This is a genomic window from Cedecea sp. AS113 (assembly GCF_037152415.1).
Classification (GTDB): Bacteria; Pseudomonadota; Gammaproteobacteria; order Enterobacterales; family Enterobacteriaceae; genus Cedecea.
Map to the genome: position 1 here is coordinate 122,570 of NZ_JBBCMI010000010.1, position 23,667 is coordinate 146,236.

Sequence of the window (23,667 nt, forward strand, 5' to 3'; positions counted from 1 at the left end):
GCTCTCCCTGTAACCTGCCGAGCGCGGGTAAATTTTACTTTCTGACAATAGTGAATCCGGGATATTTCGCAACCCTGAATGAGATCAAAGAAAGGGCACTTAACACCGGTAATTTTGCAAAATGTTAACTATATCTCATTTATGATTTAACATTTGATATACAGCAAGTACGCACAACACAACGATAGCGAGCACTAACCAACAAAACATAAAGTGCAACAGGAAGGCCGTTCATACCGTTTCAGAGGCACTTCATTCCGTTCTTCATGCATTTCATGCCGTTTTTTCCTGGAATAAACGGCGCTTCGCTATCGTAGGCGGCAGATAACTTCCCTTAGATTCGCAGGACATCTGCCATGAACACTGCCACCTACAACCGTACTCGCTGGTTAACCCTCATCGGAACCATCATTACTCAGTTCGCGCTGGGTTCCGTTTATACCTGGAGCCTGTTCAACAGCGCGCTGTCCCAGAAACTGGACGCGCCAATCAGCCAGGTCGCCTTCTCCTTCGGCCTGCTGAGCCTTGGCCTCGCCATCTCTTCTTCCGTGGCGGGCAAACTGCAGGACCGCTTTGGTGTGCGTAAAGTCACCATGGCGGCGGGTGTGCTGCTCGGAGCCGGATTGTTCTTCACCGCACATGCCAACAACCTGATGATGCTCTGGCTCACGGCGGGCGTGCTGGTTGGCCTGGCGGACGGCGCTGGCTACCTGCTGACGCTGTCGAACTGCGTGAAGTGGTTCCCGGAACGTAAAGGCCTGATTTCTGCCTTCTCCATCGGCGCCTATGGCCTCGGCAGCCTCGGTTTTAAATACATTGATACCCACCTGCTGGCGGCCTACGGCCTGGAAAACACCTTTATGATTTGGGGTGGCCTGGCGATGGTGATGGTGCTGTTCGGCGCCACCATGATGAAAGATGCTCCGCTGCAGGAAACTAAATCCGCAAACGGCGCGGCAAAAACCGATTTCACTCTCGCTGAATCTATGCGCCAGCCGCAATACTGGATGCTGGCTCTGATGTTCCTCACCGCCTGCATGAGCGGCCTGTACGTTATCGGCGTTGCAAAAGATATCGCTCAGGGCATGGTTCACCTGGATGCAATGTCCGCCGCCAACGCGGTCACCGTTATCTCCATTGCTAACCTTAGCGGCCGCCTGGTGCTCGGTATCCTGTCCGATAAAATTGCCCGTATCCGCGTGATAACTATTGGTCAGGTGATTTCTCTGGTCGGTATGGCGGCCCTGCTGTTTGCCCCACTCAACGAAGCCACCTTCTTTGCGGCCATCGCCTGCGTTGCCTTTAACTTTGGCGGCACCATCACCGTTTACCCTTCGCTGGTCAGCGAATTCTTTGGCCTGAACAATCTGACCAAAAACTACGGCGTGATTTACCTGGGCTTCGGCATCGGCAGTATCTGCGGCTCCATCATCGCCTCGCTGTTCGGCGGCTTCTACGTGACCTTCTGCGTTATCTTCGCGCTGTTGATTCTGTCGCTGGCAATTTCCACCACGATTCGCCAGCCGGTACGCGCCGTACTCAATCACAAGCACGCCCACGCCTGATAGCCTCGTCACACCCATATTAAGGCCGCCGAATAGGGCGGCCTTAACGCAATTCATCCCCGCCTCGCTTGCCCTCTTCAAACAAAAACACAACCACAGCAATGAAATAACCGTCTTTGGGGAGACTTTTTCACCACAAGCTGTATTATCCCGGCCAGGATAAATCCCCTTCTAACCGCCTTATCCTCTTTTCACACGTCAGGCCAGCAGAGGGATGTCTCTCCTAAGACAACATTTGCTATCCAGAACAGTCCCACAGAGAAACGAGCATTATGGTACAAAAAACCAGCCGAAAATCGCTCTGGACATATCTTTATGTCACATTGCTTCTAATTGCAGCCCTGATCATCATTGCGGGTAACTCTCCGCGCGATATCTACCCTCTTGTTATCGCGGCAAGTGCCTTCATTTTTACCTGCGGACTGTTTTATTTACTCTCCGCCAGAGTCATTTTTGCCGTCGGGACCAGCAGCCTGCTGGTGATCCTGCTGCAATTTTGTAACCAGCTTAAGGTCCACTATTACAAAGACCAGCTGCTGTTTAGCGATTTTTACCTGATGGCCGATCCGGCCAATGCGGGCACGCTGCTGCATTATCCTTCCGCCGGTATCGCCGTTGCGGCAATGATAGCGCTGCTTATCCTGACGATTATTATCTGCTGGCGCGCCGTACCGCGGCGGAAAGGGATGCTCGCCCCGCTGATTGCCCTCGGCGTGATGCTGGGCTCGGCGTCAACGCTTAGCCACAGCGTAATGAAGAATCAGCACGACTGGGCCACCAAACTGCCTGGCGGAACCGGCGTGCTGTCAAACCTGGCGCTGTCAGGCATCCAGGCCAGCTATGACGCGCCAACGTTCCCTCAGGCGACGTCTCAGGAATTTATTTCCCGCGCGGCGGCGCTGAATAACAAGACAACCGCCTCAGCCAGCGTGAAGCCTGATATCGTTCTGCTGCTGCAGGAATCAACGGTGGATCCGCGCCTGTATAAAGTGCCTGATCCTCAATTACTGCCGCACTTCTCTATGTTTGAGCAGGACAGTAAGGTGAAAGCCCACACGCTGATGCGCGTGCAAACCTTCGGGGGCGGCACCTGGCTGTCTGAGTTCGCAGCCTTAACCGGAATGCGCAGCGATGATTTCGGGGCGTTGAAAAATTCGGTGTTTTATTCCGCGGTCGATCACGTCAACGACAGCCTGTTTAAGCAGATGAAAGACAACGGTTATTACACCGTGGTTCTGACGCCATTCAACAAATCGGCCTATAACGCCGGCCACGCCTACACCATCATGGGCGTGGATAAAATTATCCAGCCGCAGGAGTTGGGCTACCCGGGTGATTTGGCAGATAACCTGTGGCACATTCCCACTGCAGATGTCCTGAGCTATGTTAAAAAGCTCCTTGCCAGCCACACCGATAAACCCGTGTTTGTTTATGCCTTAACGATGTATGAACACGGCCCTTATGACGCAGGGCATGCCGATGATTACCAGCTCACGTCGGCGATGAAGAACAAGGATGCCGCCGGGAAATTCAGCCATTACGTTGAGAAGATTAAAAACGCAGAAACCGCGCTGGCTGACTTCTTCCAGTTTGTTGACCAACGCCCGCGTCCGACCATGTTTATGTACTTTGGCGACCACCAGCCAGCCATAGACTGGGCCAATGGCTACACCACGGAACAGGATGATCCGGTCCATCTTTCACAATTCAGCCTGCGGGATAATTATAATGCCCCGCCGGTGGCTGACCTGGGCGCCATCACCGACATCGCTTTCCTTGGGGGGATGTTGCTCGAACAGGCCCAGCTAAAAGTGTCGCCGTTCTATCAGGCCAATATAGACATGCGCCATTTGTGCCAGGGCAGGCTGAATGATTGCCCGGACACAACGCTGTTTAATAGCTACAGGCATTATGTCTACGATGAACTGCATGCGGCCTCGAAGCCCTGATTCTCTTTGCTAAGCAGACGGCAAAAAGACCCCGGCCTAAAACTGGGGTCTTTTTTTGTTAAAAACCGGCCATTTCCTTCGAATTTTGCCCTCTCACCAGGAATCCTCTTCGTTTCACAAGCTTTTCAGAACTAGCTGGCGACTCCACGGTCTGAATAGCGCTTATATTTTATATCGCCTGGATGCCCTGCATGAATTACATAAAAACATTATCCCAGCAAAAACTGTGTCTCTTGCTGGGGGTATACATTGGCTGGTTTTTGAATATCTCTGTTTTCTACCAACGTTTTGATAGCCGTGCCCAGCTCTTCATCGCCTGGAAGGGCCTGGCCGCCGCGGCAGAGTTTTTCGCCTGCCTGCTGGTGACGTTTTTCCTGTTACGCCTGCTGTCGCTCTTTGGCCGCAATCTCTGGCGGGTTCTGGCCTCCTTCGTGGTGCTGTGTTCCGTGGCCGCCAGCTACTACATGACCTTCTTCAACGTGGTGATTGGCTACGGCATTATTGCCTCGGTGATGACCACCGATATCGATCTTTCTAAAGAAGTTGTCGGCTACCACTTTGCCATCTGGATGACGCTGGTCAGCGCTATCCCGCTGTTCCTTATCTGGTTCAACAGCGCCCAGGACACGCTGCTTCAGCAGTTGAAAATCCCCGGCCAGCGCATCAAAAACATCGCTATCCTGCTTTGTGCGGGCCTGCTGGTCTGGGCCCCGTTGCGTATGCTGGGTGAAATGCAGTCCGACGATGAGCATGGGTCAACGACGGATATGGCCAGCTACGGCGGCGTGGTGGCCAGCTCCTATGTGCCGGTCAACTGGGTCTCTTCCCTGGGGCTTTTTGCCTGGGCGAATGCCGACGAATCCACCGGCAACGGTTCGCTGATGAATCCGACGAAAAAGTTCACCTACGTCACGCCGCCCGGGCTGGACGACGCTTACGTGGTGTTTATTATTGGCGAAACCACGCGCTGGGATCATATGGGAATATTGGGCTATGGCCGTGACACCACGCCAAACCTCGCCAAAGAGAAAAACCTGGTCGCATTCCGCGGGGAGTCCTGCGATACCGCCACCAAACTCTCGCTGCGCTGCATGTTCGTCCGCGAAGGTGGGGCAGAAGATAACCCTCAGCGTACGCTGAAAGAGCAAAACATCTTCGCGGTCTTAAAACAGCTGGGGTTTAGCGCCGACCTTTATGCCATGCAGAGCGAAATTTGGTTCTACAAAAACGCCATGCCGGACACCCTTGCCTTCCGCGAACAAATCGCCGCCGAGCCCCGCAATCGCGGTAAAACCGTGGACGACATGCTGCTGGTTGATGAGATGAAGCAATCCCTCGAGCAGAATCCTGACGGCAAACATCTGATCATTCTGCATACCAAAGGCTCCCACTTCTCCTATGCCCAGCGCTACCCACGCAGCTTTGCGAAATGGACGCCAGAATGCATTGATATTGGCAAAGGCTGTTCAAAGGAGATGCTGATTAACGCCTTTGATAATTCGGTCCTGTATGTCGATACGATGATAGACAGCGTGCTCGACCAGCTTCGCGATAAGAAAGCGATAGTCTTCTACGCCGCCGACCACGGCGAATCCATCAGCGACTCCATGCACCTGCACGGCACGCCGCGTAAAATGGCACCGCCGGAACAATTCCGCGTCCCGCTGCTGGTTTGGGCCTCGGATAAATACCTGGCCAATCCAACGGCTGCCGATGCCTTTAAACATCTGAAAGAGCAGGCGGCCATGAAGGTGCCGCATCGCCACGTTGAGTTGTTCGACACCATCCTCGGTTGCCTGGGCTACACCTCGCCTAACGGCGGGATTAATCAGAATAACAACTGGTGCCACGTGCCGGCTAAAGCGGCGAACTGAATAAAAAAAGCTCAAAACCTCTGAAGGTTATGAGCTTTATTTTCTGCCTGAAAGCACCTGCGGGTGCATTCATGGTTATTATTCTACAGGCACAAACTCCTCAATCGGCTCGCCCATGCGGTTCAGGTAGGTTCTGTATTTTACTTTACCAGAATCGCCGTCAGAGAAATCGTAGGTCCCGGTGCACTCGAGCTTATCCTTACAGGCTTTGACCGTAACCTGGTCGTAAGCATCAATCACTTTTACCCCAGCGTTATTGGAGTCCAGCATGTCGTTATAAGCTTCAATCAGCGCCTTTCTGACTTCCACCTGATTGCAATCGACGCGGCTATAATCTTCCGCTGCGGCCTGAAAAGAGCATGCACTTAACGCGGCGAAGAAAACGCCTGAGATACGTGCTTTGCCTTTTATCCCGCGAGATGTTCAGCGACAGCGAGCCACCGCCAGATTTCCGGCAGTCCTACAGCTCTTTATCGAAGGCCAGCGCCTGAGTTGAACTAAGCGCATTATTCTCAACAATAACTTATTTATTTAACATTCGCTTTCTATAGGACAAGTAATAGGAAAGCCATAGACATATCCCCAAAAAGAAACCTACAACTGCCATTTTGACGGCAACATGCACTTTTTCATGGCTAAAAAAATCAACATCAACTCCGGGGGCAAGGATCCACTGAAATACTAAGCTCAATATGAACATAGTAGCCGGAACGGCTGCGCAGGAATAAAAAAATAACAATACCAATTTCCATGTTGGTACTTTCATCATTTTTTTGCCTCCACATTTTTATCACTCGTAGCATAATTGGAAAGACCAGAAGCTGCAGAGTCTGCAACATTAGCTGCTACTGATGGCACTGAGCTTTGAGGTACAGATTTGGAAATTGTCCATACACCTTAGGTATCCATTCGTACTGCTTTGACATTGGATTTAGCACTTTCTCAAAAGGAACTTTGATTATGTTACCAACGATATAACCTGTCCCGGCACTTACTGTACTCAAAATACCTCCTGATCCCCTCCCAATATCGGTGCCTTTCTCGTTGCCTTTGCCCTTGTTGGCGCTGGCGTTAACCGAAATGCCGGGGCTTTCGTTTTTGCCGTCCAGTTTCTGGCTGTTCAGGGATTAGGCGAAGTTTGAGACAGGGGCGCTGCTCAAGGCGCGGGTGGTGCCCGGTTGCCTGATACTGACTGCCTGGGAGCCATTTCCGGCTCCGCCGCCTGAACCGGAGAGAGCTGCCCCAGCCTGAGCCGGAGAACATGCAGACGCTGAAGAAGGTCTGTAAGTCCTCCGCCCGCAAGCAAAAGCAGGTCACTAAGCTTATCGAGGTGATCGGCAAACCGAAGCGGTAAAGAGCTAACTGACTGGTGTATAAAGTAAAGAACCCAACCGTGGAGGGTTGGGATTTATTGCTAGATAAGATCTTACTTACTTTTTAGCGCAGGCACTACATAGTAAAAAAACCATAGGATAATACTTGCTGGGATAGATCCAAAAGTAGCGCCTCTCAATCCTTTCCATAAGTTATAAAAATAAGAAGTACCTTCAGATAGATAAGTTAATCCTTCAAAAAAAAGGAAAAAAGCCGTGACAATGGAGCAAATAGCAAGCTCAATTAGTAAGAAAACCTTAGCTAACACGACGAGGCTTTTCATCATTTATTTGCCTCAGATTTTTTTCTAAATATTTCGGTAATAGTTCTGATGCAGCAGAATCACCCATATTACCGACTATAGATGGTAAAGGATGTTGTGGCACTGGTTTAGTAATTGTCCATACTCCTGTCGATACACATTCGTACTGCTTTGATACTGGGTTAAGAACTTTGTCCATCGGTAATTTAATTATATTTCCTGCAACATAACCCGCTGAAGCGCCTGCCTTACTCATCAGAGCGCCTATAAACGGATCATCACCACTAATTTCAGCCTGGTAATAACCACTGGCTGCGTTCCATGTCACCGTAGGATTATATTCCTTACCGACTGTAATCCCGCCAACAATTACTGAACCAATTACGTCAGACAGTTTTACTTCACCTGTTGTTCCATATTGAATACCTGCACTGGCTGCCCCCGTAATACCCACAGCAACAAGCAACTCTTTGGAGTTATTCACCGCATTAGTAATAATCGCTTTGCCCCCCATTACCGCTACCGGCCAGGACGTTGGTGTCATAATCACATCCATAACTCTATCACTGGTTGTGATATTATCGTTCAGGAATTTCAGATCCGAGCCGTTAAGATATTTTACTATTGCCGCTGCATCCGGATCTTTCAGCTTCTCGCTTAACCTTACCTGATGCTTATTCGCATCCAGATTTCGACCACCTTTTTACAGTCACCACCAGATTTTTTGCATTCCTGCATTTCTTTATCAAGCTGACGAGCCTCTTTCTCACTCAGCCAGTTATTCTCAACCGTCGTTTTCCCGGTCTGTGCCCCTGCGACCGCATCTGCTGTACCGTTACCGGTTAATCCACCCGCCAGCCCTGCCGCCAGCGTTGCCAGCGCGCTTACTGTCTGCTTCTCTGTTTCACTCAGTTCGCTGACCGGCTTACCGTAGGCATTCGTCGCCACCATCCCGACCAGCTCTGCCGTGGCCGCTCCCGACGCGCCGACCTGTGCATTATTTCCCTGTGCCGCCGCCAGCGCCGCATTCACCGCCGCGTGAGCAAGTACCTTCCCGCCCGCGTCCAGCCCGCTGCTGCCGATGATATTCGCGATATACGGGGCCGAACCACCCGCCACCGCTTTAGCCAGGTCGCCACCTGCCAGGCCCTGCACCGCTGCCGTTGCCGTTGCCGCCTGAATTCCCTGCTGCAGCGAGGACCCGGTGCCAAACCGCTTCATCTCCGCCTGGTAAATATCGGTTTTTCTCAGCTCATCCGCGCTCAGACCCGGATATTTGTCTTTCGCCGCTTTAAGCCCGCTGAGGTCACCCTGAGTCCGGGCAATATTCCCCGCCTGAACCCCAGTTTCGCCGATAAGCTGCGCCTCGCGCAGCCGGTTCTGCTCTTTCTCTTTGTCGAAGATCGGGCTCAGCGTCTGGTTGGCATGCTCCGCGCTCAGCCAGTTATTCTCAACAACAACGCTTTCCTGTGCACAGTCTGCCTGCGAACACGGTTTTTCCCTTTCCTTTCCGTGAGTTAGAAGGGATATCCCGGCCACTGAGGGCCGGGATTATTTATCTTTCTTTTCTCATATAAATAAAGCCGTTCAATGGTTCCAGGTCTTTAAACGGTTTTAGGTTGAAGTGTATTTCATCTTTTACGTCTCTAATGTCATTGTTAGATGATGTATTCGCTAATATATTGGTTATTACCTCGTCTATATTTTCGTAGTCATCCTCTTTAGGCTCCCGATCAAGGTAATATCGTAAGACCAGACAGCGTTCTTCATTAAATCCGACAGCGATAGCTCTTATGGATGGATATATTTCACCAAGCAAGGCTTTTGTTGTCCATAAATATAACCATTCTGGTATATTTTTCATTTAGTTAGAATCCTTAATGTTGAATCGGGTTGGCAGGAACAACATGTGCACCATTTTTCCCATAATGGATTATTCCGTAACTCGTTGGTTGACCTTCATAAGTGCCTATCGGTTTTCCAAAATTAACAACTGGCTGATTTCTAGGCGTCATTCGTATTATTTTATATTGGCCAGAATGAACCCCATTCAACAATTTCTGAGGATCAACTCCTTCCATTAATGGAGAACGGCCTGGCGTATAATTATTATGTCCCGGAATATGTTTGCCTTGCTGACCTGGATGGATTTCTTTAGATAGGCTGTCTGGTACAGGTAAGCCTTTGGGAATTGTACCCCCTTTAGCGAAATTTTTAGCTGCTTGTACCAAGTCTTTACCCAGCATCCCCAGCGATCCTACCGCTGCCTGATTCTCCGGGTCGGATACAAAGGCGGCGAACTTCGTCCAGCCAGGGCTGTTCTGATCTATCTTCAACAGATCCTGACCGTTCCACTGCTGAACGTAAGCTTTCGCTTCCTCACTGGTCATCACATCTGCACCGATGTTGCTCAACCAGCCCGGACGCTCTGCCATATCATACCCGCCCTGAGCAATCTCCTTATCTATAACCTGAGCTCCCAGCGGATCGTCTTTCAGCTTCTGGTCGGTTTCTGCACTCTGCTTGTCACTGATCTGTTTCCACTTATCAATAACTGCCTGGCAGTCACCACCGGATTTGCGACAGTCCGAGAGTTCTTTATCAAAAGTCAGCGCCTGAGTTGAACTCAGCGCATTATTCTCAACCGTCGTTTTCCCGGTCTGTGCCCCTGCGACCGCATCTGCTGTACTGTTACCGGTTAAACCACCCGCCAGCCCTGCCGCCAGCGTTGCCAGCGCGCTTACCGTCTGCTTCTCTGTTTCAGTCAGTTCGCTGACCGGCTTACCGTAGGCATTCGTCGCCACCATCCCGACCAGCTCTGCCGTGGCCGCTCCCGACGCGCCGACCAGTGCATTATTTCCCTGTGCCGCCGCCAGCGCCGCATTCACCGCCGCGTGAGCAAGTACCTTCCCGCCCGCGTCCAGCCCGCTGCTGCCGATGATATTCGCGATAAACGGAGCCGAACCGCCCGCCACCGCTTTGGCCAGGTCGCCACCTGCCAGGCCCTGCACCGCTGCCGTTGCCGCCTGAATGGCACGCTGCACTTTCCCGCCCGTGCCAAAGTCAGAGTCGGCAAACGCCCTGTCATAGAACGACTGATAAGCATGGCTGGCAACCTCTGCGTCAGTCGGCGTTTTATCCGGGTTAGCTTTAATCAACGCCTCTTTCGCCGCCTGAAGCTGCTCCGGGGTGACGCTCTTCATCTTCTCGTTCGCCACCCGGGTGGCTTCAATTTTGCCCTGCGTCGCCGCAATATTCCCCGCCTGCACCCCAATCTCACCGATAAGCTGCGCCTCACGCAGCCGGTTCTGCTCTTTCTCTTTGTCGAAGATCGGGCTTAGCGTCTGGTTGGCGTGCTCCGCGTCACGACTCAGGTTAGCCACATCCTGCTGCTGTTTCTCTTTATCGCGGATAACGATGGTGCCTTCGCTCACCGCCGACTTCGTCGTGGAGCTGGCACTGCCGGAGCCGTTCGCCCCCACCAGTAGCCCACTCGCCACGTTCCCCAGGAACTGGCTGCCCACGCTACCGCCCGAGCTGATGCCCACGCTCTGGTGCTCTACCTTGTACTCCGCGCTGTTCTCAATATCCTTAAAGCCCAGCGTCCCCGTATCCAGTTTATTTTTTCCGGCATCCGCCGTCGAGCCGATGACCGCCCCGTTCAGCTGCGTATGCTCGCCCACCGTAATATCAAACCCGCCTTTACCGGCGAAGATGCCCGTCTGCTCCTGCACCGACGCGTACGTACTGTGCATTTTATCCCGCGAGGCGTTGAGCGACAGCGAACCACCGCCCAGACTTGCGCTCCCTCCGGCGCTCATATTGGTCTGCTTAGAGTCGTAATTGTCCGTGTCCTGCTCGCTGGTAAGCTGAAGGTTGCGGCCCACGTCCATCTTCACGCTGTTACCGCTCGCCTGCGCCCCGCTCAGCGTCGTGTCGCGCCCGCTGACGATATTGAGGTTATTCCCGGCATTCAGCGTCGTTTCGGTATGCGAGGTACCGGTGCCTTTCTCGTTGCCTTTGCCTTTGTTGACGCTGGCGTTAACCGAAATGCCGTTCGCCCCGCTGCCGAAGTTGATCCCCACGCCGTAGGCGCTGCCGTGGCTTTCGTTTTTGCCGTCCAGCTTCTGGCTGTTCAGCGCGGACTCCAGCACCACGTCACGCTTCGCGTTCAGCAGCATGTCTTTGCCCGCCTGTAGCTCGCTGCCCTGTACGCGAATATCGCCCTCGCTTGCCTTAATCGTCAGGTTATTCCCGGCGGTAAGCTGGCTGCCCTGGCTCTGGTTCGACGTCTGCGTCTGGGTCGATGTCGACGACTGGCTGCCCCAGGAGAGATTCACGCCCACCACGCTACCCGGCGAGCCGCCTTCGGCGTTATTCAGCTGATTCCCCTGGTAAGCCTCCACACCACTTAGCGCCGACTGCACGCCCTGTAGCGTGGCCAGGCGGCCGTTGCTCTCTTTTCTGGCGGAGTTTGCCTGGCTCACCGCCTGATTCACCGCGCTCCCCACCACGCCGGACAGCGCCAGCGTCAGGCCGCTGGTTTTTTGCTCGGTGATGTGGGTTTGCGTACTCTGATTTTCCGCCGCAAGAATGCTCACGTCCTTCCCGGTCAGCAGCAGATCCTGCTTCGCCAGCACCTCTGAGCCTTTCACCGTCAGCGCGTTACCGGCGCTCAGGTTCACGTTCCCGGCGGTGCTGCCTACCGTGCTGCCGGTGCTGCTCAGTGATTTGCCGCCGTCGGTGGTTTTCAGCTCACTCTTGCCATAGCTCACCCCAATCCCGCCGGTGCCGGACAGGCCGGAGGTTTTCTCCTGATACTGATGATTTTCCTGGCGGGTGTTTTCAGCCGTGGTTAAGGTCAGGTCGTTGCCGGCAGACAGATTAACGTCATGGGTTGCCGCCACGCTGCTGCCCTTCACGGTCAGATTATTTCCGGCCTGCAGGGTGATACTGTCGCCATCAAGCGTACTGCCCAGCGCGTCCGTTACCTTCACGTCGTCATGGGTGGTGATGGTCTTTTTCGACAGCCAGCCGCCGGAGCTTTGCCGGCTATTTTCGGTGACCTGATACGACGACTCGCCGCTGGTGATATTGATATCGTTGCCTGCCGCCACCGCAAGCTTATCTGCCGCAGTAACGCTTGCCGCGCGGGCGTTCACGTCGTGCCCGGCGCTCAACGCCACGGTGCCGTTGCCGTTTATCTGGCTGCCGACATCCGTTGTCTGAACGACGTGCCGGTCGTTGCCGCCGCCCCAGTCGCCGGATTCCGTGTGGGTGGTGGTCACGGTGTTCAGGCTCAGGTCATTGCCAGCCAGCAGCCGCGTTTTGCTGTTTGCGCCGCTGTTGCTGACCAGGCTGCCGGTCAGGCTGATGTTGTTCAGCGCCTGCAGCCCCAGCTCGCCGCCATCGTTCTGCACGAAGATACCGGCAGGGCGGTCGATCCAGCTGTTGGTGCCATCTCCACGCGTGGTGGTGGTGCTATTGATGTCGCGGCCAGCCACGGCAATCAGGCCATCGCTGGCCTGCAGCGTTCCGCCTATGTTATTGATATCGGTCCGCGCCTGAAGACTGACGCGATTTCCACCAAGATAGCCGCTGTTGGTGATGTTTTCGGCAGTGATTTGCGTAATTTCGCGTCCGCTGATATGTCCGCTGTTAGTGAGATCGTTTTTCACGTTCAGCGCAATGTTGCCGCCGGACATCAACGCCCCGCTGCCGTCGAGGTCGCCCGGCCGCACGCGGGCGTAGACCTGCGGCACCAGTACGCTTTGTACCGACCCGTCAGGCAGCGTCACGTCCTGTTTCACCAGCCAGACCATATCGCTGGTCAGCAGCGCCATTTGCTGAGGCGTCAGCGCCACGCCCGGCGTGAGGTTGTATTGTTTACCAAACGCCACGCCTGCATCCATCAGCGCCTGATACTGATTCTCATCGTTATCAAACCCTTTCAGGAAGCGGTTCCCGGTCAGTTCAGTTATCTGCTGGCGGATCAGGTTTTGCTCATAGAAGCCATCGCCCAGCCGCTTGAGGATGTTCCCGCCGTCCAGCGCGAACTGGCTTTGCATATAGTCGCTGCTGAGCCACTGCTTCTGATTGGTAAAACGCGGGTCGGTCTCAATCAGGAACGGGACGTCGTTCGACGGGTGCAGCTGATAAAGACTGTTATCGGGCAGGCGGAGGTCTGGCGGCGTGAGGCGAATTGCACTGTCCGGGCCGCTGGCAATCTCAACGATTTGCCCCGGTGGGACGGTAACAGGATGCTGCGCCAGCGCCGCATCCAGCTTGCCCGGATCGATAATATGGGTTGTAACACCGCCGGTATCACGGCTTGAGATCGCCGTGCCGCTGCCGTTAATCAGGGCATTGCCCTGCCAGGCCATCTGCTTCAGATCGATTTTTTGGATAATCACGGCCGGTTTGTAACTGCTGGTGTCTTTCCCCTGGCTGGTTTTGGTGCCGCCCAGTTTCTTTTTCTTCTTCTTGGCATACCAGCGCGTCTGGCTACCCACGTCGGTAATCACACGCTCGCCCAGGGTTGCCAGGTTATTCAGTTGAACTATCGTGCCGCCCAGCAGCCCACCGGCAACAACCGTGCTGTCGCGGTTATTCAGCTGATTGCTGTTGATGGTCAGGTTGCCGCCGGCGATGATTTTGCCCGGATCGGTCTCCACGACCTGCGTCTCTTTCACCGTCCGCTGGTAGTTGTACTCATAAAACTCTTCGCTCTGTGAACCGTCCGGCATCTTAGCCGTATGCACGCCGTACTTATTCTTTTTACTGGTATCGACCTTACTCCAGTCGTAGTGCGTCGGAGAACCTTTCAGCGCCGCTTCGTGATGCGCAGAGTTTTCCGTCTCCAGTACCTGCGTTTTCAGGTTGTCATTGAGGTTATTAATCTCGCCAATATTGAGGGTCATATTACCGGCGGATTCCAGCGTCGAGCTGTGGTTATTGAACGTCAGCGCCTGCCCCTGGGCCTGCCACTGGTCATTGAGGCTGCCGCCGAAGACCACATCACCCGCGCTGTAAATCATCGCGTGGCCAACGTTATTCAGCGTGCCAACACCTAAATCCAGACGCTGCCGGGCGGCGATAACCGGGGCCACACCGTCTTTCGCTTCGTTATTCAGCGTCCCCGCCTGCAGGGCAACGTGGTCGCCATAAATACGCCCGGAGCCGTAGTTGTTAAGCGTGTCGGCGCTGATATGGGTCAAGCCGCCGTCCAGCAGCCCCCAGTTTGTTAACGCTCCACCCACCAGCAGATGCGTTTCCCCGGCGCTTATTTCCCCGTTCACGCGGTTGAGCAGCGCTGGAACGTCCATGGTCATTATGCCGCCGGCTTTCACCAGACCTTCGTTAATCAGTCCCCCGGCAAAAGAGAAGCTGACGTTGCCGTTGGCAATAATCTGACCGACGTTAAGCAGCGCTTTTTGCAGGTTCAGCGCCATTACATCCTGCGAGAGAAGTTTGCCGTCGCCGGTCGCTGACCCGGCATCCAGCGTAAGCATCTTCCCGGCAATGAGCGTGCCCGCGCTGTTGGTCAGCGCCAGGCTCTGGCCGCCGTTCACCGTTAACTGATTGCCGGACGAAAGCAGGCCGCGCGTATTGTCCAGGACGCCACCCGAGTTAAGCGTCAGGGTATCGCTGCTGCGAACGGCGCCATCGATATTGTTGAGTGAGCCGGTATTCAGCGTTACCGACTGACCTTCGATGCCTTGCTGGTCTGAATGAGTGGTACGGTTGACTATGCTGGCGGCGTTAAGCGTCGCAGTTTTCCCGCTACGGATAAGCCCGCTGCCGTTTTCCAGCGCATTCTGCGTCGTGAGCTGCAGGTTACCCGCCACCTGAACCTGCCCGCCGGTGTTGTTGAGCGCGTGAGCGGTAATGCTCGCTTCACCTCCGACAGCAATCGTCCCGGCCTGGTTGTTGAACGGGTTACCGAGGGTGTCCAGCCGCGCATCTTCCGAGGCAACGATCCGCCCGGCGTCGTTCAGCAATACGCCACTCAGCAGGGTCAGATGCTTGCCTGAGGTCAGCTCGCCATGGCTGTTTACCAGCGCTCCGCCGCGAGTATCCAGCGAAAGCGATTTGCCCGCCTGAATCAGGCCCTGCTGGTTGTTGATGCCCTCATTGATAAGCGAAAGCGTGCCGTCGCTTGCCAGCGTGCCTGAGGTGTTATTCAGCGCCAGCGTGGTCAGGCTGGCGTCTTTGCCGGAGGCAATAAACCCGCCGCTGTTATCCAGCGCGCCGCTCTGCACGGTAAGCTGGCCCTGGCTCAGAACGCCGCCGTTTTTCCCGCTGTTGCGGTTGGTGAATGTACCGCCCGCTAAATCCAGAGAGAGATCCCCTCCCGCCTGGAGCAGGCCGGCGTCATTGTTTAGCTGGCTGCCGTTCAGGCGGAGGCTCTGCGTGCTGGCTATCACGCCGCTGCTATTATCCAGCGCTCCGCCTTTGAGGCTCAGCGCCCCTTTGCCCGACAAGTTACCGCCGCTGCGGTTTGTCAGGCTGCCGCCCTGCACGTTAACGTCCAGCGTTGAGCCGGACTGGAGCGAGCCCGCGTCGTTATTCAGCTGGCTGCCGTTGAGCTGGAGTCCCCCGGCGCTGGCGATAACGCCATGTTGGTTGTCTAACGCACCACCGTTTACCGTCAGCGCGCCATTGCTGAAAATGCCTTTCTTGCCGCTGTTGCGGTTGCTGAGCGCGCCGCCCTGCAGGTCCAGCGCTAAATCAGTCCCAGCCTGAACCAGCCCCTCGTCATTGTTCAGCCCGCCGCTTTGCAGCTTCACGCTTTTGCTGGCGGCGATTACGCCCTGCTGGTTGTTCAGGCTTTGCTTCGCGGTGTTGACCTCGACCGCATCTGCCTGAATTCTTCCCTGCTGGTTATCAAGTTTCGCCCCGCTAAGCGTCAGCTTTTTACTGTTTGCGACAATGTTTCCACCGCGGTTATCAATGCCGCCCGCATGAGCCAGCGTCAGTTCGCTATCTCCGCTTTGCTGTAACAAACCCTGGCGATTGGAAAGCTGGCTGGCGGTAAGGTTAAGTTTATCGGCGCTCAGGCTGCCGCCGTCATTGTTCAGCATCCCGTTGGTGCTGACCGTTATCTGCTGCGCCGCGACATTCGCTTTTTGGGTATGAACATCGCCCTGCGCTGCCGCTAGCTCCACAGAACCCGCCCGGTTCTGGCTGGCGCTAAAATCAATGCTTGTGCCCTTCGCCGTCAGCTTGTTTACCGCGCTATTCTGCCCGCTAACGGTGAGCTTGCCCTCACTTTGCATCGCCAGGTCGCCCGCCGCGCTGGCGGTACCGTCCGCTTTCATCCCTGCAGCAAGCACGCCGTGACTTGAAATATCATTGCGTGAGGCAAGCTGCACGTTGTTGCTGGCCTGGATCAGGCCGCTGTTGGTGATTGAACCATCGGCATTGACCACGACGTCGCCTGCCGAGGCTCCTATTGTTCCGGCATTGTGTACGCCGACGCCGGATTCCGTCCCTCTCAGCTGGATTTTATTGGCGTACATGCCGCCAAGCTGCGCCACATCCACCGCAAACTGTGGGCGCACGCTGCCATCATCGGATTTCGCCGTCGCAGAACGATCGCTGGCGCGGACGTTATTCCGCCCGGTGGTTATCTCAAGCTCTCTCGCCTGAATAGTGGCGTTCACTTTTACCGCCCGGGCAATCAGTTCGGTCGTGTCCTGGCGCGAACTGTCCATCCCTCGCCCCTGTACGGTAATAGTGCCCCGGCTCACGTCGTAACCGGTTATCTGGCCGTTCGACAGCTGCACCTGCCCGGTGGTCAACGTTGTGCGGTTGGCGTTGATAAAACCGCAGCCGTTACAGGTGATCCCGGCCGGGTTAGCAATGACGATTTGCGCCTGCCGCCCCGCCACTTCCAGCATCCCATTGAGCTGGCTTGGATCGCGCGAGTTCACTTCGTTCAGAATGACCTTCGCCTCGCCTTTCGCCAGCCACGGGTTAGCCGCCACCATGCCGCCCAGCTGGGTTTGGGTCATCTGATGGGAGTTGTTTAAAATCGCCCCTTTCTGGTCGATGTCGAACTGGCTGTACTTATTCTGGGAAACCCCGGCCGCGCTCGGCGTCTGGATGTTGATCTGCGGTGTGCCGTTCGCGCTGTTTATGATGGTCGGCTGCTGCTGGCCTGGCGCGCTGCCGTCGGCCACGATGTCTGCCCAGGCCGGCGTACTGACACAGCCCATCGCCAGTAAAAGACTGAAGCTAATACGCCCGAGGCGGCTCATGCAACGGCGCTGAGTATGGCCCACGCCCTCGGATGGAGAGGAGGCAGCTCGACCCGAGGCGGCAATATCCGGCACTACCATCAGCACGCCACGCGCTTTGTTAAACACGATGCGATAGAGATTCTTATTCATCCTTGAGTCCTCAATATTGCCAGTTCAGATTGAAACCGAACGTCACCGGGTCGGTGGTAAAACCCTGCGGCTTTGACAGTGGAATACCGGCGAAAATATCGTAGCTTGCACCCAGTAACAGCCCGCGTAGCCCGAGCGCACCGCCCGCCAGGTGATTGCCTACAAGATAAGGGCTACTGTGACCGCTCACTTCCCCGTAATCCACGCCGAGATAGAGCTGCTGACTCGGCAGCGGCGTAAACCAGCCAAATTCATTGCGAACCGTCCAGCCGTTATCCGCGCTCAAGGTACGCTCGCCGTCGAAGCCTCTCACCGTCCAGCGGCTGCCGATAGAAAACTGCTCCTGCGGTGTTAAAGGCGTGTTGGTCTTCTGCCGCATATACTGCACGTTGTAGCGGAAGTTTTGCCCTGCCAGCGCGAAAGGCAACTCAAGCTGGGCGTTCATCAGCAGGATTTTGCTCAGCGCCGTTGCCTCTCCAAAATACTCTTCGGTAGCAGGGATCGAACCAAACCAGCGGGTGCCTCGCTGGTAGCTGATACCGGCATCCAGCGTAGCGGCGTAGATATAGTGGCGATGCTGTAACCCCACTTTCCAGGCAGCGGTTTTACGGCGCTGGGCGTCTATCTGGGTATCATCGAGAAAGTTTTTCGACTCACGGGTAATAATGTCGTAGATAAAAATGGTCTTCTGGCTGCCGCTGCGGTGCAGGACGCGGCTTAGCTGAAAGGCGAGGTTATTGCTTTTTCCCCGGTAGCGGTAATCCCCGTTCAGCCCGGCGATAGTCTGGTAGTAGTCGTTGCTGCTGGCCGTCAGGCTCGTCATCCAGTAACCGAAAGGCACCGCGTATTGCCCGGTGTAGTTATGCGTCCCCTTTTCACCGTGAGGCTGCAGCGCACTGCCGGCGTTAAGGTAAAGCGTGTCGCTGAGGCTTAACGGGTTATCAACATAAAGCGTTACGCCGCCCTGATAGCGCCCTGTACTTCGGCTCCCGGAATCATCCAGCGACAGGCCAAGCCGCCACATACGCGACTGTTTCCAGTCCAGTAATATATCGCTCTCGCCCGGCTGTTCCCCGGGAATAATTTCCATATTGGCCTGAACGGTGGGTACGCGCTGGAAATTCTCCAGGCCTTGCTCGATATCGCGTAAATCCAGTAGCGCACCTGGTTTTGCCGGGAAACTATTTAATAACGAAACATAATGCCCGCTTTGCGGGGTAAATCTCACCTGCCGGATAGTGCCCGGCAAAATAGTAAGAATTAACTTACCTGAATTAAGATTTTGCTGAGGGGCAAGTACACGGGTCGTGACGTAGCCGCTATCAATAAGACGATTTTGTAATACGCTCATTAACTTATTAATGCCTTTACCACCCAGACAATGCCCGACCCCGCGATTGGCTAATTTTTGCAGCGGCAGCCAGTGAGGTATTTTTTCGCGCTGCTGTAATTCAACCTGCCGAATGGGAAAACAAGGCGTTTCCTTTGGAAAATCAAGGCTGAAAGAAGGCGTAGCCTGCGGTGACAGCCTGACGTCCGGCACCGGCGGTGCGAGTAGCGCCTCACGAGCACGCTGGCTTTCCTGTTGTCGAATAAGCTGCTCGTCAGCCAGTGGGGCGGAATATCCAGAATGAAGCAGTGAGAGTAAAACAATACCGCCATAAACAAAGAACTTTAGAACGCGCACAGAAATTCCCTTTAATTTTCACGCCATTATTGGCGCGAGGTCCATAAATCAACAGGTGAAAATTGCAGGCATTCCATTTACAGCAGCGTATTGATGAGAGCGTTAACAATTGTAGGAAGCCAATAATTGTTTCAGGTTATTAAGATATTAAATTAATGTCAATTTGTTATTTTTAGGAATCTTCCAATTATCGTACGTATTTATATAACGAATTAATTACTTGGATGAATACTTTAAATTTACCTCGCCAGACTCCCTATTAATTATAAGGGGGGATTACCAGCCAGGAAGGGTTGAACCGCCTCCGCCCCTCACTTACTGCCTTGGTTATGCTTTTATACGGGATATAATTCATCGTATTTGGTTATGGAAAAGCATGGTTTTTTGCGCCGCCGCTTATGATGGCAGACAGCATTTTCCGCTGTGAGCGATGCAGATCACAAAATAAATCGTGCAACAATTCATCGTTTAACACAAAATTTTACCTATTCCGGACAATCGGTTCGCGCTATAGGTTGCAAATTAAGCAGTGCAATATTCTGGTAACAAGCCTGTAGCATAAATTTCCCTGCTGGAAATGTCCCCGGAAGGTTTTTTTAATCTTTGCCCGCCGAATCCCACCTTGCTTGTAAATCCCCGTGACCTGTATTGACGTTTCCTTAATCTGTTGACAGATTGTAGGACGAGAGGGGCTATTTACGGACCGTCTGTGCTACCTCCATGCATGACTCGCGAAAGGAACTGCTAGCCTCACCACCGCCTCCGGGCACACCGTACCGACCACCCACCAATAACAATGGTCAGACGGTTACAAAACACAACACGACACATAATTGGAGCAGAATAATGAGTATTTCCTTGAAGAAGTCAGGGATGCTGAAATTTGGTCTGAGCCTGGTTGCCATGACCGTTGCAGCAAGCGTACAAGCCAAAACCCTGGTTTACTGTTCAGAAGGTTCCCCAGAGGGCTTTAACCCACAGCTGTTCACTTCCGGCACGACTTACGATGCCAGCTCCGTACCGATTTATAACCGTCTGGTGGAATTTAAAACTGGCACCACCGAAATCATCCCAGGCCTGGCTGAAAAATGGGACGTTAGCCCGGACGGTAAAACCTACACCTTCCACCTGCGTAAAGGCGTGAAGTGGCAGGACAATAAAGACTTCAAACCGACTCGCGATTTCAACGCCGACGACGTTGTATTCTCCTTTGACCGTCAGAAAAACAAAGATAACCCGTATCACAAAGTCTCTGGCGGCAGCTACGAATACTTCGAAGGCATGGGCCTGCCTGACCTGATCACCGAGATCAAGAAAGTCGACGATAACACCGTGCAGTTCGTGCTGGCGCGTCCAGAAGCGCCGTTCCTCGCGGACATGGCCATGGACTTCGCCTCTATTCTTTCTAAAGAATATGCGGACAACATGATGAAAGCCGGCACCCCGGAAAAAACAGACCTGAACCCAATCGGTACCGGTCCATTCCAGCTGCTGCAGTACCAGAAAGACTCCCGTATTCTGTATAAAGCCTTCCCGGGCTACTGGGGTACCAAGCCGCAGATCGATCGCCTGGTCTTCTCCATCACGCCTGACGCTTCCGTGCGTTATGCCAAACTGCAGAAAAACGAATGTCAGGTGATGCCGTTCCCGAACCCGGCCGACATTGCCCGTATGAAAGAAGACAAGAACATCAATCTGATGGAACAGGCTGGCCTGAACGTGGGCTATCTCTCCTTCAACACCGAGAAGAAGCCGTTTGACGACGTGAAAGTGCGTCAGGCGCTGACCTACGCGGTGAACAAAGAAGCGATCATTAAAGCCGTTTATCAGGGCGCGGGCACCGCGGCTAAAAACCTGATCCCACCAACCATGTGGGGCTACAACAATGACGTGAAGGACTACACCTACGATCCTGAAAAAGCGAAAGCGCTGCTGAAAGAAGCGGGTCAGGACAAAGGCTTCACCGTTGACCTGTGGGCGATGCCAGTTCAGCGTCCATACAACCCGAACGCTCGCCGCATGGCTGAGATGATTCAGGCTGACTGGGCGAAAGTTGGCGTGACCGCCAAAATCGTGACCTACGAGTGGGGCGAGTACCTGAAGCGTGCTAAAGCCGGTGAACACCAGGCCGTCATGATGGGCTGGACCGGCGACAATGGGGATCCGGATAACTTCTTCGCCACCCTGTTCAGCTGCGCCGCGGCGAAAGACGGTTCCAACTACTCTCGCTGGTGCTACAAGCCGTTTGAAGATCTGATTCAGCCGGCTCGCGCCACCGACGACCACAACAAGCGTGTTGAACTGTACAAACAGGCTCAGGTTGTGATGCACGATCAGGCGCCAGCGCTGATCATCGCTCACTCCACCGTGTTCGAGCCAGTGCGTAAAGAAGTTAAAGGCTACGTGGTTGATCCACTGGGCAAACACCACTTCGAAAACGTGTCCGTCGAATAATAAAAGTAACGTGCTTTATTCCCTCTCCCCCATGGGGAGAGGGTTAGGGTGAGGGGTATTGGCGTTGTCCATCCTCACCCCGACCCTCTCCCTCAAAGGGAGAGGGGGAAACATTTGTGAGCAATACAGACGGAACAGTTACCAGGCTTTCCGTCACTACAGAGAATCCGGGATATGCTGCAGTTCATCCTCCGACGACTGGGGTTAGTCATCCCCACGTTTATAGGTATTACCCTACTCACCTTCGCTTTCGTGCATATGATCCCCGGAGACCCGGTGATGATTATGGCCGGAGAGCGCGGTATTTCTCCTGAGCGTCATGCCCAACTGCTGGCCGAGATGGGTCTCGACAAGCCAATGTGGCAGCAGTACCTCCATTACATCTGGGGCGTAATGCATGGCGATCTGGGCATTTCATTAAAGAGCCGCCTCCCGGTTTGGGACGAGTTCGTGCCGCGCTTTAAAGCGACGCTGGAACTCGGCATCTGCGCGATGATTTTCGCCGTTGCCGTCGGCATTCCGGTGGGCGTTCTGGCCGCCGTGAAGCGTGGTTCAATCTTTGACCACACCGCCGTGGGCCTCGCGCTGACCGGCTATTCCATGCCAATTTTCTGGTGGGGTATGATGCTCATCATGCTGGTATCGGTGCACTGGAACCTGACGCCGGTGTCCGGGCGCATCAGCGACACCGTGTTCCTTGATGACTCCCTGCCGCTCACCGGATTTGCGCTGATAGATACCGCTATCTGGGGCCAGCCGGGTGATTTTATTGACGCCGTCGCCCACATGATTTTGCCTGCCATTGTGCTGGGCACTATTCCGCTGGCGGTTATCGTGCGTATGACCCGCTCTTCCATGCTGGAAGTGCTGGGCGAAGACTACATCCGTACCGCTCGCGCCAAGGGTCTGACCAGCATGCGCGTGATCGTGGTTCATGCCCTGCGCAACGCGATGCTGCCGGTCGTCACGGTTATCGGCCTGCAGGTCGGTACTCTGCTGGCGGGCGCCATCCTGACGGAAACGATCTTCTCCTGGCCGGGTCTTGGCCGCTGGCTCATTGACGCTCTGCAGCGTCGTGACTACCCGGTAGTCCAGGGCGGCGTGCTGCTGGTGGCGACGATGATTATCCTCGTCAACCTGCTGGTAGACCTGCTGTACGGCGTGGTGAACCCGCGTATACGCCATAAGAAATAAGGGGCCATCATGACGCAACTGACAGAAAACAAAGTGGTGGCAGCACCCAAGCCGATGACGCCTTTCCAGGAGTTCTGGCACTACTTCAAACGCAATAAAGGGGCGGTGATCGGCCTGGTGTACGTCGCCATCATGATCTTCATCGCCGTCTTCGCTAACTTCCTCGCGCCCCACGCGCCAGCGGAGCAATTCCGCGACGCGCTGTTACACCCGCCGGTGTGGCAGGAAGGCGGGAGCTGGAGCTACATCCTCGGCACCGACGACGTCGGTCGCGATGTGCTGTCCCGCCTGATGTACGGCGCTCGCCTGTCGCTGCTGGTCGGCTGCCTGGTGGTTGTCCTGTCGCTGGTGATGGGGATTGTGCTGGGCCTGATCGCCGGTTACTTCGGCGGCGTGGTCGACAACATCATCATGCGCGTGGTCGATATCATGCTGGCACTGCCAAGCCTGCTGCTGGCGCTGGTGCTGGTGGCTATCTTCGGCCCGTCCATCGGCAACGCCGCGCTGGCGCTAACCTTCGTCGCGCTGCCGCACTATGTGCGTTTAACGCGTGCTGCGGTGCTGGTGGAAGTTAACCGCGACTACGTGACCGCCTCCCGAGTGGCGGGCGCTGGCCCGGTTCGCCAGATGTTTGTGAATATCTTCCCGAATACCCTTGCGCCGCTGATCGTTCAGGCGTCGCTCGGCTTCTCGAACGCCATTCTCGATATGGCCGCCCTTGGCTTCCTCGGCATGGGTGCGCAGCCGCCAACACCGGAGTGGGGCACCATGCTCGCCGACGTGTTGCAGTTCGCGCAGAGTGCCTGGTGGGTTGTGACCTTCCCAGGGGTTGCGATTCTGCTAACGGTGCTGGCATTTAACCTGATGGGTGACGGTCTGCGTGACGCGCTCGATCCCAAACTGAAGCAGTAAGA

12 protein-coding genes and 1 pseudogene are annotated in these 23,667 nt (G+C 54.7%); 6 read left to right on the forward strand and 7 right to left on the reverse strand.

Annotated features, from left to right (window positions below):
- Positions 1-356 precede the first annotated feature (356 nt).
- From WFN87_RS13900 to eptB, 3 genes are all read left to right on the forward strand, one after another.
- Positions 357-1,565: an L-lactate MFS transporter gene (locus WFN87_RS13900; protein WP_166878835.1), complete on the forward strand. Its 1,209-nt coding sequence runs from the start codon at positions 357-359 to the stop codon at positions 1,563-1,565.
- A 272-nt stretch (positions 1,566-1,837) separates the two neighbouring features.
- The gene (locus WFN87_RS13905; RefSeq protein ID WP_336983221.1) at positions 1,838-3,514 is read left to right on the forward strand and encodes an LTA synthase family protein; all 1,677 of its coding nucleotides are present in this window, start codon (positions 1,838-1,840) and stop codon (positions 3,512-3,514) included.
- A gap of 191 nt (positions 3,515-3,705) precedes the next feature.
- Positions 3,706-5,388 (forward strand): kdo(2)-lipid A phosphoethanolamine 7''-transferase, encoded by a 1,683-nt coding sequence (eptB, locus tag WFN87_RS13910; protein WP_336983222.1) that lies wholly within the window; start codon positions 3,706-3,708, stop codon positions 5,386-5,388.
- Between the two features lie 78 nt (positions 5,389-5,466).
- Here the strand turns inward: eptB and WFN87_RS13915 are convergent, their stop codons facing one another.
- The 7 genes and pseudogenes from WFN87_RS13915 to WFN87_RS13945 form a co-directional block, all read right to left on the reverse strand.
- Positions 5,467-5,697 (reverse strand): hypothetical protein, encoded by a 231-nt coding sequence (locus WFN87_RS13915; protein ID WP_336983223.1) that lies wholly within the window; start codon positions 5,695-5,697, stop codon positions 5,467-5,469.
- 214 nt (positions 5,698-5,911) lie between these two features.
- On the reverse strand, positions 5,912-6,157 hold the full coding sequence (locus tag WFN87_RS13920; RefSeq protein WP_336983224.1) for a hypothetical protein: 246 nt from the start codon (positions 6,155-6,157) through the stop codon (positions 5,912-5,914).
- An 862-nt stretch (positions 6,158-7,019) separates the two neighbouring features.
- On the reverse strand, positions 7,020-7,568 hold the full coding sequence (locus tag WFN87_RS13925; RefSeq protein WP_336983225.1) for an adhesin: 549 nt from the start codon (positions 7,566-7,568) through the stop codon (positions 7,020-7,022).
- A 223-nt stretch (positions 7,569-7,791) separates the two neighbouring features.
- Positions 7,792-8,458, reverse strand: a pseudogene (locus WFN87_RS13930) (VENN motif pre-toxin domain-containing protein); the annotation flags it as partial.
- Between the two features lie 121 nt (positions 8,459-8,579).
- On the reverse strand, positions 8,580-8,888 hold the full coding sequence (locus WFN87_RS13935) for a hypothetical protein (protein ID WP_336983227.1): 309 nt from the start codon (positions 8,886-8,888) through the stop codon (positions 8,580-8,582).
- Between the two features lie 13 nt (positions 8,889-8,901).
- Positions 8,902-17,418 (reverse strand): hemagglutinin repeat-containing protein, encoded by an 8,517-nt coding sequence (locus tag WFN87_RS13940; RefSeq protein WP_336983228.1) that lies wholly within the window; start codon positions 17,416-17,418, stop codon positions 8,902-8,904.
- 10 nt (positions 17,419-17,428) lie between these two features.
- Positions 17,429-19,105, reverse strand: a complete 1,677-nt coding sequence (locus WFN87_RS13945; protein WP_336983229.1) for a ShlB/FhaC/HecB family hemolysin secretion/activation protein — start codon at positions 19,103-19,105, stop codon at positions 17,429-17,431.
- Positions 19,106-19,951: 846 nt separating this feature from the next.
- Between WFN87_RS13945 and dppA the strand changes: the two genes are divergently transcribed.
- From dppA to dppC, 3 genes are all read left to right on the forward strand, one after another.
- The gene (gene dppA, locus WFN87_RS13950; RefSeq protein WP_008457607.1) at positions 19,952-21,559 is read left to right on the forward strand and encodes a dipeptide ABC transporter periplasmic-binding protein DppA; all 1,608 of its coding nucleotides are present in this window, start codon (positions 19,952-19,954) and stop codon (positions 21,557-21,559) included.
- A gap of 174 nt (positions 21,560-21,733) precedes the next feature.
- The gene (gene dppB, locus WFN87_RS13955) at positions 21,734-22,753 is read left to right on the forward strand and encodes a dipeptide ABC transporter permease DppB (RefSeq protein WP_336983230.1); all 1,020 of its coding nucleotides are present in this window, start codon (positions 21,734-21,736) and stop codon (positions 22,751-22,753) included.
- Between the two features lie 9 nt (positions 22,754-22,762).
- The gene (dppC, locus tag WFN87_RS13960; RefSeq protein WP_336983231.1) at positions 22,763-23,665 is read left to right on the forward strand and encodes a dipeptide ABC transporter permease DppC; all 903 of its coding nucleotides are present in this window, start codon (positions 22,763-22,765) and stop codon (positions 23,663-23,665) included.
- The last annotated feature ends 2 nt before the right edge of the window (positions 23,666-23,667 follow it).